This is a genomic window from Bradyrhizobium sp. USDA 4353 (genome assembly GCF_054063215.1).
Genome location: NZ_JBSSGB010000001.1, coordinates 5782589 through 5796938 on the forward strand (window position 1 = coordinate 5782589; position 14350 = coordinate 5796938).

The window sequence follows — 14350 nt, forward strand, 5'->3', positions numbered from 1 at the left end:
TGATCTCCTTCTAGTGTGACTGTTTCAGGACTGGGATGAACGGAAGCGGCGCAGCCGGTCGGCCGCGCGATCGATCAGCGCGACCAGGCCGCGCGGCTCGGCGATCAGGAAGGCGATGATCAAGGCGCCGATGACGATGCGCTGGCTCATCTCGAGCACGCCGGAATCGAACACGCTGCCGAGCACTGCGGCGCCGAGCCGCGACAGCAGCAGCGGAAACACGACGATGAAGGCCGCGCCGATGAAGGCGCCGCGCAGCGAGGCCAGCCCGCCGATGATGATGATGAACAGGATCTGGAACGAGCGATCGAGGTTGAAGCCGGCCGGCTCGACCGTGCGCAGATACGCGAACGCCCAGAGCACGCCGGCGACGCCGATCAGGAACGACGAGAAACCGAAGGCCAGCAGCTTGGTGCGCAGCAGCGGCACGCCGATCACCTTGGCCGCGACCTCGTGGTCGCGCACCGCGATGAAGTTGCGCCCGGTCTGCGAGGCCAGCAGCCGCGCCGTCAGCGCGGTGGCGATCGCGACGATCGACAGCGAGAACACGTAGCGGCCGGTCGCCGAGGAGAACGTCAGGCTGCCGATGCGGAGCACCGGCGCGTCGATCACGCCCGACGCATTGTCGTTGGAGAACCAGCCGAACTTGGTCAGCGCCCACTGCACGAAGAACTGCGCCGCGAGCGTCGAGACCGCGAGGTAGAAGCCGCGCAGCCGCAGGCTCGGCAGGCCGAACACGATGCCGACCGCCGCGGCGATGCCGCCCGCCAGCACGATGTCGGCGAGCAGTGGCAGGCCCGGCAATCTTAGATTGAGATTGTAGGCCGCATAAGCGCCGACCGCGAGGAACGCCGCCGAGCCCAGCGACACCTGACCGGCATAGCCGGTCAGCACGTTGAGCCCGACCGCAGCCAATGCCAGCGCCAGGAACGGCGTCAGCACCGCGTCCATCAGATAGTCCGAGCCGATCCACGGCACGATGATGTAGCCGAGCAGGAGCAGCAGCACGATTCCGAGCAGGTTCGGGGTGAGCCAAGACACACGGGACGGCGTCAAAGTGGTTTCGGTGATCGTACTCATCACACCCGCTCTACCAGCTTCTGGCCGAACAGGCCGGAGGGCCGCACCAGCAGCAGCGCCAGCGCGACGACATAGGCCGCCCAGGCCTCGATGCCGCCGCCGAAGAACGGCCCGACATAGACCTCGGCGAGCTTCTCGATCGCACCGATCAGGAGCCCGCCGACGATCGCGCCGGTGATCGAGTCGAAGCCGCCGAGCACCAGCACCGGCAGCGCCTTGAGCACCACCAGCGACAGAGAGAACTGCACGCCGAGCCGCGCGCCCCACAACAGCCCCGCGACCAGCGCGACGATGCCGGCCGCCGTCCACACCGCCGCCCAGACGCGCGGCAACCGCAGTCCCACCGCGAGCGCGGCGAACTGATCGTCGGCGACGGCGCGGAACGCGAGCCCAGTTCGGGTGTAGCGGAAGAACAGCGTAAACAGTGCCACCAGACTGCCGGCGACAGCGGCGGCGAACAGATCGAAGCGGCTGATGAAGACGCCGCCGATGTCGAACGGAATGTCGCTGACGCCGATCTCGAGCCCGTGAACCTGCGTGCCCCAGAGCAGTTGCGCGGCGCCCTCGATCACATAGGACAGGCCCAAGGTCGCCATGAACAGCGTGATCGGCGGCTGGTTGATCAGCGGCCGCAGCACCGCGCGCTCGATGGTGATGCCGAGCGCGACCATGATGGCAAGCGTCGCCAGCAACGCTAGCGCGAACGGCGTGCCGCGCTCGACCAGGCTGACGAAGGTCAGCGCGGCGAACAAGAGCATCGCGCCTTGCGCGAAATTGAGCACGCCCGAGGTCTTGTAGATCAGCACGAAGCCGATCGCGACCAGCGAATACATCACTCCGGAGAGCAGGCCGCCGACCAGCACCTCGATCAGAAACTGATAGTCGAACATCAGATCGCGAGCTCCGTCTCGTCCTCATGGGCGACGCCGAGATAGGCATCGATCACCGCCTGGTTGGTCTTGATCTCAGCCGGCGGTCCGTCAGCGATCTTGCGGCCGTAGTCGAGCACGGCGATGTGGTCCGAGAGATCCATGACGATGCCGATGTCGTGCTCGATCAGCACGATGGTGGTGCCGTAGCGGTCGCGCGCGCCGCGGACGTGCTGCGCCAGCTCCTGCTTCTCGCTCAAGGTGACGCCGGCAAAGGGCTCATCGAGCAGCAGCAGTCTTGGACGCGCGACCAGCGCGCGCGCCAGCTCGACGCGCTTCTGCAGGCCATAGGGCAACGTGCCGGCAATGCGGTCGCGCACGGCCTCGAGATGCAGGAAGCCGATGACCTCCTCCGCCGCGGCGCGGTTCTCGGCCTCGATCCGCCGCGCCGCGGGCGTGCCGACAAGCTGTCGGATGAAGCCGGCGCACACGCGGTGCGCCAGCCCCATCAGCACATTGTCGAACACGGAGAGCCCCTTGAACAAGGCAAGGTTCTGAAACGTGCGGGCGACGCCGTGACGAGCGAGCTGCGCCGTCGGCACTTGCCGGAACGCATGATCGCCGAACCAGACCTCGCCTCGATGCGGCCGGTAGAGCCCGCTGACGACGTTGAGCAGCGAGCTCTTGCCGGCGCCGTTCGGTCCGATCACCGCGCGGATCTCGCCCTCCGCGACATCGAGATCGATATCGCGGAGCGCGGTGAGACCGCCGAACGACAGCGAGATGTTGGCGAGCCGCAGCACCGCACGCGGCCCATCCGCGACCGGCGCCGACGCGCCTGACGGCTCCGCCGCGAGCACCTGACGCGCCGTTCCCGGCGCCCAGGTCTCCAGCGCCAGCACGTCCAGCGAGGTGGTGAGCCCGCTCAACAACATCGCTCCCTGCCCTACTCGGCCGCCTGCAAGCCAGCCTTGGCCGCCGCCTTGGCCTCGAGCTCGCGCACCAGCGGAATCACGTGCTTGCCGAAATAGGCCACCTCCTCCTGGAAGTGCAGGAAGCCGAGCAGGATGAGATCGACGCCGACGTCCTTCAGCGCGACGATGCGCTCGGCGATCTGCTGGGGCGTGCCGATCAGATTGGTCTTGAAGCCGTCATTGTACTGGACGAGATCCTCGAAGGTCGATTTCGCCCAGTTGCCCTCGCGCTCCGGCGAGGCCTTGCCGGCATTGGCCACCTCATGCGCGAAGGCGTGCACGGCATCCGGATTGGCGTGGTCGATGATGTCCTTGAGCACGGCCTGCGCCTCGGCCTCGGTGTCGCGCGCGATCGCAAACGCGTTGACGCCGATCTTGACGTAGTGGTTGTTGGCCTTCGCCTTGGCTTTGATGTCGTCGACCTGCGCCTTGATGCCCTCGACCGAATTGCCGTTGGTGAAGTACCAGTCGGACACGCGCGAGGCCATGTCGCGCGCTGCGCGCGAGCTGCCGCCTTGGAAAATCTCGGGCTGCGGATCGATCGGCTTCGGCTTCAGCGAGTAGTTCGTGAAGCGGTAGAAGTCGCCGCGGAGGTTGAAATTGTCCTCGGTCCAGATGCCCCTGAGCGCGCGGATGAACTCCTCCGAGCGGCGGTAGCGCTCGTCATGATCGAGCCAGGGCTCGCCGATCGCGGTGAACTCGCCGCGGAACCAGCCGCTGACGATGTTGACGGCGACGCGCCCCTCGGTGAGATGATTGATGGTGGCGATCTGCTTGGCGACGACGGCCGGATGCCATGGCCCCGGCAGGATCGCCGCGATCACCTTCAGCTTGGTCGTGGCCTCCAGCAGCGCATGGCTGAACGACACGGACTCATGCTGATACTCGGCGCCGTAGCCGGCGGTGAAGCGGATCTGGCTCAGCGCGTAGTCGAAGCCGCTGGCTTCAGCGATCTGCGCCAGCTTCTTGTTGTAGCCGATGTCCCAGCTCGTGCGCTGCTCGATGTTGGAGATCACGAGGCCCCCCGAAACGTTGGGCACCCAATAGGCGAACTTGATCGACGAATCCTTGGTCGTCATAGGCTTCCCTCACTTGTCCTGATCGTCATGAATGCCGCTCCGCCCCGATGAGGACGGCCGTCGGCATCTGCGCTGCCGGGGCCGGCGGCACATTTGGTTTGCTTGGTGATGTCGCTTGATGGGCAGGCGCTGCCTGCCGGTGCCGAGGCGTCGATGCGCCCCGGCCGTCATGTCAGTGCATCAACAGAACCAGGCGCAGACCGTGCGCAACAGGCTCCCATTCATGCGCAAGAGCGCATCACTGGAGTCATTGCCGTTGTTGCCGATCATGCAAGTCCCCTCTGTCAATCACTGTTCGACCGACGCACGAAGTCTCGCAGAGAAGCGCTGAGGCAGCGAGTCCAAGACCGTCTCTTTTTGCAGGAGGCGGTAAAAACGTCTTCCGTAGTTTGGCGTAACATGGATCAATTTTGCTTCCGGCCCCGTTTCAGTTCCGTCGAACGAAACCTCGCCGTGAGAGGCGAACTAACAAGTGAAAAGTTCGCTTCTCGGCCGGTCGATCCAACCTCGCGAAAGAACAACAACGCTGCCCGTCGGGCAAATCAGCACGAATTCTTTCAGGATTCCGCGACATATGGAGGTTGAACGGATCGATCCAGCGCTGCGCGCAGAAACGATTTTCTTCAGGCGCATCAAGCTGATTTGCCCTGTCCAGTCCCGCCGTCAAAAATATTCCGCTTTTCCTAAGCCGGATTCGGTGCTCTCTTAGGCTCATCTCCTGCTCGCAAGAGGGGCGGTTCGCGGTCGTCACGGACGTGGAGCGGGAGGAGCGGTGAACGCGATGGCAGCGCAGCGCATCTTGCGCCGACGAACGCCGTGATCGCGTACGGTCAAGTCGCGTGGTCCTGGCATCCCGACGCTGATGCCGCGCTGGTGCGAAAGCATCATGCGCAACGGTGACCAGAAAGCCCGGCGCACCGGGGAGAACGCGAAGCAGCCGTTAAGATCGCCGCGCGGGGAATGCCGGTTGCCCGGCTGAACCTGTGGTGACTGCCGCCTGCTTTCTTTTCTGCAGGCGGGCCATGGGTTGCGGCCAGCAGCCCGGCATTCCCCGCGCCCTCTGTTATCTGGAGGGCAAGACGGACGGATCACTCGGACGCCGCGCGTCGCGAGAACGCGAGGGCATGCGTGAATGGATTGCTTGTCACGAGGCGTTTGAGCGGAATGAGGTCATGCCCTCGCACCGCTGCAGAGCTCCGAAGAATGACTCAAGGCTCACAGCAGCTTCGCGCTCACGAACAGCGTGCGCACCGCATTGGTCGCCTGCACCGTCATGATAGCGTTGTCGGCCGCGGCCTGCAGCGAGGCCATGGCCTGGTCGTGCAGCGACTTGAACTCCATCCATTCGACGGCGTTGAGGCTGGTGAGGAATTGATGCGCCTGCCCGACCGTCGAAATCACGACCGGCTTGCCGTTCACCTTGATGTTGAACGTTGTACGCAGACGCGTTTCCGACTTTGCGGGATCAATCATGAGGACCTTCCGGAAGATGCGACAGGCGGCGCCGCCGCGGTCGCGCCCGGTGACGGAGCGTCACTCGGTCTTCTGCGCGGTCCGCGTCGGGGTGCCAGCCTCGAGCCCGACGACGACGACGAGTCGGTTGAACTCGCCATCATCATACGCCTTCAGGAAGCGATCGTAATTCTTGATCGAGACGCAGCCGTTCGAATCACCCTCAGGCCCCAGCATGTAGGGGTGGGTCAGCAGGCCGACCCGGCCGAGAGCCGTGCCCTCGACCACGTTCATCCGCAGCGCGCGCACACCGTGGAACGGCTTTTCCCGGGGCTTCAGCTCGTAGGTCGCCGGCGGCGTCGCGCCGACCATGCGCTGATTGACGTGCTCGGGATCGTCGCGCAGGTTGCCCATGCCGGAGTGCGCCTCCAGACCGATGCCCGAGGGCAGATAGACCATCTTGGCCTTGATGTCGTAGACGGCGGTTCTCTCATAGCCGAGCGCGGCGAGATCGATGCCGGAGCGGACGATGCCGGCATCCGGCCCGAGCGAGGCGAACTTGTTCGGGCTCGGCAGCAGATCCGACAGCTTCTGCAGGATCGAGCGGTCGTCGACGTGGCCGACCGCCTCGGTCGCGCTGGCCGAGACGAGGCTCGTCGGCATGTTCGCGACCGACGGACGCGGCCGCGGCAGCGGCACGCCCGGAGCGGGCATCGCAACCGTGTTGCCTTCCGTCAGCATCGGCCGCCAGTCGCTGCCGTTGAGGTCGCGCGCGGCGGGATCGCGGGATTCCATGCCCTTCACCAAGGCGGCCCGCGCATCCAGCAACTGACGATCGATGCCGCGCAGGGCGAAACGGTCGAGCGCGCGGATCGCGTCCTTCTCGGAATAGGCCGAGGCGGAAGCCGACGCCGGCGCAAAGCGGGTTTCGAAGGTGATGGGTTGGGCGGCGGGAAGTGCGGCGGTCGCGACCGGCGCCGGTTCGCTGCTGCTGTTGGTATCGACCCATGCGGCAGCGCCCGCTGCGATCGCCAATGCGGCGAGCACGACGGCGATCGCTTCGGAGCGCCCGAAGCGGCTTTGCGACAACAGAACGTCTACGCTTGCTTCACTGGAAGCCATCACGTCCCCGATATACCCCCCTTTTCGAACACCCGCAGAGGATGTCCGACCCCAAGGGGTACGATTCGACCCGTCATGACATAGGATGGCAAGAGTGCGGCATAATCTAGACAAAGGCCAGCCCGGATTGCTCCGGTCGTGCCGGAAAGCGGGTCGGCGAAAGGGCGTGGCCCGCCACAGGCAATCGATTGATACCATCGACCGTTCAATGGGTTGGAGCAGAAAATGAAGACCAATTCTGGCGACCTCAGCCGATTTGTCGACGCACAGAATTCGATTTATTCGCGCGTCACCGCCGAACTTGCGGCCGGCCACAAGCAAAGCCACTGGATGTGGTTCATCTTCCCCCAGGTTGCAGGGCTGGGCAGCTCGGCCATGGCGCAGCGCTACGCCATCGGTTCGCGCGCGGAGGCCGAGGCCTATCTCGCGCACCCCGTGCTTGGGCCGCGCCTCCTCGAATGCACCCGCCTGGTGCTCGCGGCAACCGGCAAATCGCTTCGGCAGATCCTGGGCTCGCCTGACGACGCCAAGTTCCGCTCCTGCATGACGCTGTTCGATTCCGTCAATCCGAATACGGATTTCGCCGCGGCGCTGGATCGGTATTGCGACGGGGAGCGCGATCCGGCGACGCTGGCCTTTCTGCAGCGCGGGAGCGTGTAGCGATGCCGGTCATACGAGCGTCATCGGTAGCATGCTGAGGAGCAGACCGCTGTCGCGCCGGATTTCGGGTGATAGCGGGAACAGCAAACTTGATCGCGCCAAGATTTGCGGCTCCCATCCGCCGCATTGTTTGTCCCAAGGAGACACGCTCATGAAGAAGTTTTTCCTGATTGCCGCGCTCGCGACCTTCGCCGCCGGCTCCGCCTTCGCCGAGGACAGCTGCGAGACCAAGGCCGTCGGCAAGGACGGCAAGGCGCTGTCCGGCGCCGCCAAGACCTCGTTCATGAAGAAGTGCATGGCCGAGACCTGCGAGACCAAGGCCGTCGGCTCCGACGGCAAGAAGCTCGCCGGCGCCGCCAAGACCTCCTTCATGAAGAAGTGCGAGGCCGGCGGCTAAGATATTCGTTCGACGACGAATGCCCCGCGGCCAAGCCCGCGGGGCATTCGACAACCATCCCGCAAGTTCCATCGGAGGGAGCGTACCGCAGGCCTTGTTGACATGATATGTTGTCAGCCGAACTCCACATCGAGCTGCCCATGCCTTGTAACGCTCCCCTGATTTCGAAGTCCGACGAGGCTTGTGCCGCGTGAGTTCCGTGGAGGCCGACGCGCTCCGCCAGCGCCTGCTGGAGCTTGAAACCGAGAATGCCCGCCTCACGGCGCTGTTCGCCGCCGATGCCGGCAAGCGCGCCGAAGCCGAGACGGCGCTCGCCGAAAGCGAGGAGCGCTACCGCACGCTGTTCAACTCGATCGATGAAGGCTTCTGCATCATCGAGTTCCTCGACGGCCCGCACGGCCCGTTGAGCGACTACGTCCACGTCGAAGCCAACCCGGCCTATGCGCTGCACGCCGGCATCCCCAACGTGGTCGGGCAGAAGGTCCGCGAGATGGTGCCGGCCGAAGCCGGCGGCTGGGTCGAGCTCTATGGCAAGGTGCTGCGGACCGGCGAGCCGATCCGCTTCGAGCGCGAGCTGGTCGCGACCGGCCGTTATCTCGAGCTCGCCGCCTTTCGCGTCGAGCCTGCAACGCGGCGCCAGGTCGCGGTGCTGTTCCAGGACATCACCGCGCGCAAGCGCGCCGAGGCCGCGCTGCAGGAGATCAACGACACGCTCGAGGCGCGCGTCGTCGCCGCGCTCGCCGAGCGCAAGCTGCTCGCCGACATCGTCGAAGGCACCAACGCCTTCGTGCAGGTGGTCGACATGCGCTTCCGCCTGATCGCCATCAACGGCGCCGCCGTGCAGGAGTTCGGCCGCATCTTCGGCGTTCATCCCAAGGTCGGCGACGACCTGCTGGAGCTGTTCAAGGATCTTCCCGAGCATCAGGCAGCCATCCGCGCCGTGTGGTCGCGCGCGCTTCAAGGCGAGGAGTTCGTCGAGGTCAGCGAGTTCGGCGTGGCCGGTCGCGACCGCCGCTTCTACGAATTGCGCTTCTCGGTGTTGCGCGACGCCGGCGGTGAGCAGATCGGCGCCTATCAGTTCGCCTATGACGTCACCGATCGGCTGCGTGAGCAGGCGCGGCTGCGCGAGGCCGAGGAGGCGCTACGCCAGTCGCAGAAGATGGAGGCGGTGGGCCAGCTGACCGGCGGCATTGCGCACGACTTCAACAATCTGCTGACCGGCATCATGGGCTCGCTCGAGATGCTGCAGACCCGCATGCGCCAGGGCCGCTTCACCGATGTCGACCGCTATGTCGCCGCGGCCCAGGGCGCCTCGAAGCGCGCCGCCGCGCTGACCCACCGCCTGCTGGCCTTCTCGCGCCGGCAGACGCTCGATCCCAAGCCGACCGACGTGAATCGCCTCGTCATGGGTATGGAGGAGCTGGTCCGCCGCACCGTCGGCCCGCAGATTCATCTGGAGGTCGTGACCGCCGGCGGCCTTTGGCCGGCGCTGATCGATTCCTCGCAGCTCGAAAGCGCCCTGCTCAACCTCTGCATCAATGCGCGCGACGCGATGCCCGAAGGCGGTCGCATCACGATCGAGACGGCGAACAAATGGCTCGACGACCGCGCCGCCCGCGAGCGCGATTTGTCGCCCGGCCAGTACATCTCGCTGTGCGTCACCGACACCGGCACGGGCATGACGCCCGATGTCATCGAGCATGCCTTCGATCCGTTCTTCACGACCAAGCCGATCGGCCAGGGCACCGGCCTCGGCCTGTCGATGGTCTATGGTTTTGCGCGGCAGTCCGGCGGGCAGGTGCGGATCTATTCCGAGCTCGGCCAGGGGACCACGATGTGTCTTTATTTCCCGCGTCATTATGTCGGCGAGGCCGAGGCCGCCGATCCTGCCCAAGCCAGTGCAGCGGCGTCGGCTCGGACCGGCCAGACCATCCTCGTCGTCGACGACGAGCCGACCGTGCGCATGCTGGTCATGGAAGTCCTCGACGAGCGCGGCTATGCGGTGATCGAGGCAAAGGACGGACCGACGGGACTGGCAGCGCTGCAATCCAACGCGCGGATCAATCTGCTGGTGACCGATGTCGGCCTGCCCGGCGGCATGAACGGCCGCCAGCTTGCCGACGCCGCGCGCGCCACGCGGCCGGATCTCAAGGTGCTGTTCATCACCGGCTATGCGGAGAATGCGATCCTCAACAGCGGCCAGCTCGCGCCGGGCATGCAGGTGCTGACCAAGCCGTTCGACGTCGAGGCGCTCGCCGGGCGGGTCAGGGAGATGATCGAGAGTTGAGCAGGGAGAGAGGTCACCGATGATCACGCTCTGGCGGCATGCGGCTGTTGCAGGACTGAGCCTGTTCGGCCTGCTGATATCGCGACCGGCATTCGCGGCGCCGCCGGAAACGGTCTACTTTGCGAGCGGCGACAGCACGGAGCTGACGGCCTATCTGTTCAGGCCGTCCGGAAAGGGGCCCTTCCCCGCCATCATCATGCTGCATGGACGCGGCGGTCCCTACTCGTCGAACGTCAATGCGGATTGCACGCTCGTCTCGCGGACTGCGGCTTCGCCTTGCAATGCTAGCTCGCTGTCGAAGCGGCACATGATGTGGGGCAGCTACTGGGCGGAGCGCGGCTACGTAGCGGTGCTGCCCGACAGCTTCGGCCCGCGCGGCAAGGCGCACGGCTTCGGCCGTCACACCCATGACGATCCCGACCGCGACGACGTCAACGAGCGCACCGTGCGGCCGCTCGATGCCGAGGGCGCGCTGGCCTATCTGCGCCAGCGCGGCGACGTCACACCGAGCCGCATCCTGCTGCAGGGCTGGTCGAACGGCGGCAGCACGACATTGAACGTGCTGTTTCGCCAGGGCACGCAGTCAGGAGGGTTTCGCGGCGCGTTGGTGTTCTATCCCGGCTGTGGAGAGAACTCACTGCTCGGCCCGACGCTCAAGTCGCGGGTGCCGATCCAGCTGTTTCTCGCGGCCGATGACGAGGAAGTGTCACCAACGCTGTGCAGCGCGATGGCCGATCGGTCCCGTCAAGCCGGCACGGCGATCGATGTCACGATCTATCCGGGGGCAACCCACGGCTTCGACGAGCCGGCCGCCAGCCGGCAGTCGATTCCGGGCAACGGCCCGGCGATGGACGACACGCTGCGGCGTGCCGCCCCGCTGGCCTTCGATTGGCTCAAACAATGACGGGACGAACGATCAGCTCCGCAGGCCCGGCGCCTCGTGGCCGCTACGGGCGACATATTCGGTGTAGCCGCCGCCATATTGGTGCAGACCGTCCGGGGTCAGCTCTAGCACGCGGTTGGACAGCGCGGCCAAGAAATGCCGATCGTGCGAGACGAACAGCATGGTGCCCTCGAAGTTCGAGAGTGCTGCGATCAGCATCTCCTTGGTCGCCATGTCCAGATGGTTGGTCGGCTCGTCCAGCACCAGGAAGTTCGGCGGATCGTAGAGCATCTTGGCCATCACCAGCCGCGCCTTCTCGCCGCCCGACAGCACCCGGCAGCGCTTCTCCACGTCATCGCCGGAGAAGCCGAAGCAGCCGGCGAGCGCACGCAGCGAGCCTTGGCCGGCCTGCGGGAACGAATGCTCGAGCGACTCGAACACCGTGTCTTCGCCGTCGAGAAGGTCCATCGCATGCTGTGCGAAGTAGCCCATCTTGACGCTGCCGCCGATCGTCACCGAGCCGTCGTCGGGCTCGGCCGTGCCGGCGATGAGCTTCAACAAGGTCGACTTGCCGGCGCCGTTGACGCCCATCACGCACCAGCGCTCGCGGCGCCGGATCGTGAAATCCAGCCCCTCATAGATGCGGCGGCTGCCGTAGCTCTTCGACACCTTCTTCAGCGCGACGACATCCTCGCCCGACCGCGGCGCCGGCAGGAAGTCGAAGGCCACGGTCTGGCGCCGCTTCGGCGGCTCGACGCGCTCGATCTTGTCGAGCTTCTTGACCCGGCTCTGCACCTGCGCCGCATGCGACGCCCGCGCCTTGAAGCGCTCGATGAACTTGATCTCCTTGGCGAGCATCGCCTGCTGGCGCTCATATTGCGCCTGCTGCTGCTTCTCGTTCAGCGCCCGCTGCTGCTCGTAGAAATCGTAGTCGCCCGAATAGGTCGTGAGCTGGCCAGCGTCGATCTCGATCACCTTGTTGATGATGCGGTTGATGAACTCGCGGTCGTGCGAGGTCATCAGCAGCGCGCCCTCATAGCCCTTCAGGAAGTGCTCCAGCCAGATCAGGCTTTCGAGATCGAGATGGTTCGACGGCTCGTCGAGCAGCATCACGTCGGGGCGCATCAGCAGGATGCGGGCCAGCGCGACGCGCATCTTCCAGCCACCGGAGAGCAGGCCGACGTCCTTGTCCATCATCTCCTCGGAGAAGCCGAGGCCGGCCAGCGCCTCGCGGGCACGGCTGTCGAGCGCGTAGCCGTCGAGCTCCTCGAAGCGCGCCAGCACCTCGCCATAGCGCGCGATGATCTCGTCCATCTCGTCGGCGCGCTCGGGATCGGCCATCGCCGCCTCGAGCTCCTTGAGCTCGGCGGCCACCGACGAGACCGGCCCTGCCCCGTCCATGACCTCGGCCACGGCGCTGGCGGCCAGACATCTCGCCGACGTCCTGGTTGAAATAGCCGATGGAGATGCCGCGATCGGTCGAGACCTGGCCTTCGTCCGGCTGGTCACGGCCCGAGATCATGCGGAACAGCGTCGACTTGCCGGCGCCGTTGGGGCCGACCAGCCCGATCTTCTCGCCGCGCTGGAGGGCTGCGGAGGCTTCGATGAACAGGATCTGGTGGCCGACTTGCTTGCTGATGTTGTCGAGGCGGATCATAAGGGCTCAGGCGGTGGACGGGTTGCCGCCGCTCTTAGTCGATGCGCGCCCCCGGTGGAAGGCGCAATTTCGCACCGCAACTCGCGGCCCAAACTTGCTCGGTCAGCGGCCCTGCGGGCGAAAATCCTGGTTGCCGAACGGCTTGTCGGTCGGGATTCGGATGGCGACGTAGCCGCGCTCCATCGTGGCGTGGCAAGCATTGCAGCCCGAGGTCAGCTCGGTCACGGCAGAGGCGAACCGCTTGCCGTCCTTCGCCGTGATCGCATCGGAGATCGATTGGATCGGCTGGCTCAGGGTGGTCACGTTGTCCACCGGCAGCCCCGAATAGAAACTGGCGGCATCAGCGAGGCTCTGCTTGAGCTGCGCCAGCTCGTAGGCGGCGAGATCCCAGTTCTTGGCCTGTCCGGCGAACCACAGCTTGGCGTGCCGGACCTGCACCAGGTTCATGATGTCACCGAGACGCGGGAGGTATTGCTCCGCCTTGGACGGTGCCACGGCCAGCGCGATCGCCGTACCGGCGAGCGCGACGCCAACCACCCATTTCCGATAGCTCATTCGACACTCCACTTCCCAGATCCACGTCTTCGCCGTCCAGGAGACACATACCGCTGCCATCGCGGGCCGGACTTGCGATTGATCAAGACGGATTGGCAGAGCTCGCAGTCGACGATTTGCCGCCACAAACGAATGATCCGCCGAAGCGGCTGCTCCGGCGGATCATCATGTGAGCCCCTGCCCCGGGGTATGATGCTCGGCGTCTTAGGCTGCGGCTTTCGCGCCGGTCGGAACCGTGGCGATCGTCTTCAGGACCTGAGACGCGATCTGGTAGGGGTCGCCCTGCGAGTTCGGACGGCGGTCTTCCAGATAGCCCTTATAGGCGTTGTTGACGAACGAGTGCGGCACGCGGATCGAGGCGCCACGGTCGGCCACACCCCAGCTGAAGGTGTCGATCGAGGCGGTCTCGTGCTTGCCGGTCAGACGCATGTGGTTGTCCGGACCGTACACGGCGATGTGGTCGGCGCGAGCTTCCTTGAAGGCGTCCATCAGCTTCTCGAAGTACTCCTTGCCGCCGACTTCGCGCATGTACTTGGTCGAGAAGTTGCAGTGCATGCCCGAGCCGTTCCAGTCGGTGTCGCCGAGCGGCTTGCAGTGGAACTCGATGTCGATGCCGTACTTCTCGGTGAGGCGCAGCATCAGGTAGCGAGCCATCCACATCTGGTCGGCCGCGGTGCGCGAGCCCTTGCCGAACACCTGGAACTCCCACTGGCCCTTCGCCACCTCGGCGTTGATGCCTTCGTGGTTGATGCCGGCCGCGAGGCAGAGGTCGAGATGCTCTTCGACGATCTTGCGGGCGACATCGCCGACGTTCTTGAAGCCGACGCCGGTGTAGTACGGACCCTGCGGAGCCGGATAGCCATACTCGGGGAAGCCGAGCGGACGGCCATCCTTGTAGAAGAAGTACTCCTGCTCGAAGCCGAACCATGCGTCCGGATCGTCCAGGATGGTGGCGCGCGCGTTCGACGGATGCGGGGTCTTGCCGTCCGGCATCATGACTTCGCACATCACCAGCACGCCGTTGGTGCGGGCGGCATCGGGATACACGGCGACCGGCTTCAGCACGCAGTCGGAGCTATGGCCTTCGGCCTGCATCGTCGACGAGCCGTCGAAGCCCCAAAGAGGCAGCTGTTCCAGGGTCGGGAAAGAGGAAAATTCCTTGATCTGTGTCTTGCCGCGCAAATTCGGCACCGGCTTGTAGCCATCGAGCCAGATGTACTCGAGCTTGTATTTCGTCATTGAGCCTCTCTATCTTATCGAAAGGTGGGAGCCCAGCAATCGAAGGCTCCCCGCGCTTACCCGGCCACGATCGGCCAGCGCACTCTTAAGCACGGA

At 65.4% G+C, this 14350-nt stretch carries 12 protein-coding genes and 1 pseudogene; 4 read left to right on the forward strand and 9 right to left on the reverse strand.

Features of this window, described 5'->3' with window-relative positions; all coding sequences use genetic code 11:
• Positions 1–24: 24 nt before the first annotated feature.
• The 6 genes from ACVILH_RS26185 to ACVILH_RS26210 form a co-directional block, all read right to left on the reverse strand.
• Positions 25–1080, reverse strand: a complete 1056-nt coding sequence (locus ACVILH_RS26185) for a branched-chain amino acid ABC transporter permease (protein ID WP_456715466.1) — start codon at positions 1078–1080, stop codon at positions 25–27.
• Positions 1080–1970, reverse strand: coding sequence for a branched-chain amino acid ABC transporter permease (locus ACVILH_RS26190; protein ID WP_456715467.1), 891 nt, complete (start codon positions 1968–1970; stop codon positions 1080–1082). The genes ACVILH_RS26185 and ACVILH_RS26190 overlap by 1 nt, the downstream gene beginning before the upstream one ends.
• Positions 1970–2884: an ABC transporter ATP-binding protein gene (locus tag ACVILH_RS26195; RefSeq protein ID WP_456715468.1), complete on the reverse strand. Its 915-nt coding sequence runs from the start codon at positions 2882–2884 to the stop codon at positions 1970–1972. The genes ACVILH_RS26190 and ACVILH_RS26195 overlap by 1 nt, the downstream gene beginning before the upstream one ends.
• Positions 2885–2895: 11 nt before the next feature.
• Positions 2896–4002 (reverse strand): dimethylsulfone monooxygenase SfnG, encoded by a 1107-nt coding sequence (sfnG, locus tag ACVILH_RS26200; protein ID WP_456715469.1) that lies wholly within the window; start codon positions 4000–4002, stop codon positions 2896–2898.
• A 1215-nt stretch (positions 4003–5217) separates the two neighbouring features.
• Positions 5218–5475 carry a hypothetical protein gene (locus tag ACVILH_RS26205; protein ID WP_456715470.1) on the reverse strand — a complete coding sequence of 86 codons (258 nt, stop codon included), beginning with the start codon at positions 5473–5475 and terminating at the stop codon, positions 5218–5220.
• Positions 5476–5535: 60 nt separating this feature from the next.
• Entirely contained in the window at positions 5536–6576 is a 1041-nt protein-coding gene (locus ACVILH_RS26210; RefSeq protein ID WP_456715471.1) for a DUF2778 domain-containing protein, read from the reverse strand.
• 225 nt (positions 6577–6801) lie between these two features.
• Here ACVILH_RS26210 and ACVILH_RS26215 point away from each other — a divergent pair, with 225 nt between their 5' ends.
• The 4 genes from ACVILH_RS26215 to ACVILH_RS26230 all read left to right on the forward strand — a co-directional run bounded on the left by ACVILH_RS26215 (position 6802) and on the right by ACVILH_RS26230 (position 10824).
• A complete protein-coding gene (locus ACVILH_RS26215) occupies positions 6802–7236 on the forward strand; it encodes a DUF1810 domain-containing protein (RefSeq protein WP_456715472.1) in 435 nt (144 codons plus the stop codon).
• 151 nt (positions 7237–7387) lie between these two features.
• Positions 7388–7633 carry a hypothetical protein gene (locus tag ACVILH_RS26220; RefSeq protein WP_006613499.1) on the forward strand — a complete coding sequence of 82 codons (246 nt, stop codon included), beginning with the start codon at positions 7388–7390 and terminating at the stop codon, positions 7631–7633.
• A gap of 190 nt (positions 7634–7823) precedes the next feature.
• Entirely contained in the window at positions 7824–9920 is a 2097-nt protein-coding gene (locus ACVILH_RS26225; RefSeq protein ID WP_456715473.1) for a PAS domain-containing protein, read from the forward strand.
• A gap of 19 nt (positions 9921–9939) precedes the next feature.
• Positions 9940–10824, forward strand: a complete 885-nt coding sequence (locus ACVILH_RS26230; RefSeq protein WP_456715474.1) for a dienelactone hydrolase family protein — start codon at positions 9940–9942, stop codon at positions 10822–10824.
• A 12-nt stretch (positions 10825–10836) separates the two neighbouring features.
• On the opposite strand, the pseudogene abc-f reads toward ACVILH_RS26230, so the two are convergent.
• The 3 genes and pseudogenes from abc-f to ACVILH_RS26245 all read right to left on the reverse strand — a co-directional run bounded on the left by abc-f (position 10837) and on the right by ACVILH_RS26245 (position 14254).
• Positions 10837–12460, reverse strand: a pseudogene (abc-f, locus tag ACVILH_RS26235) (ribosomal protection-like ABC-F family protein).
• A 102-nt stretch (positions 12461–12562) separates the two neighbouring features.
• Positions 12563–13015 carry a hypothetical protein gene (locus ACVILH_RS26240; protein WP_456715475.1) on the reverse strand — a complete coding sequence of 151 codons (453 nt, stop codon included), beginning with the start codon at positions 13013–13015 and terminating at the stop codon, positions 12563–12565.
• A 204-nt stretch (positions 13016–13219) separates the two neighbouring features.
• Positions 13220–14254: a glutamine synthetase beta-grasp domain-containing protein gene (locus tag ACVILH_RS26245; RefSeq protein WP_008961259.1), complete on the reverse strand. Its 1035-nt coding sequence runs from the start codon at positions 14252–14254 to the stop codon at positions 13220–13222.
• Positions 14255–14350 lie beyond the last annotated feature (96 nt).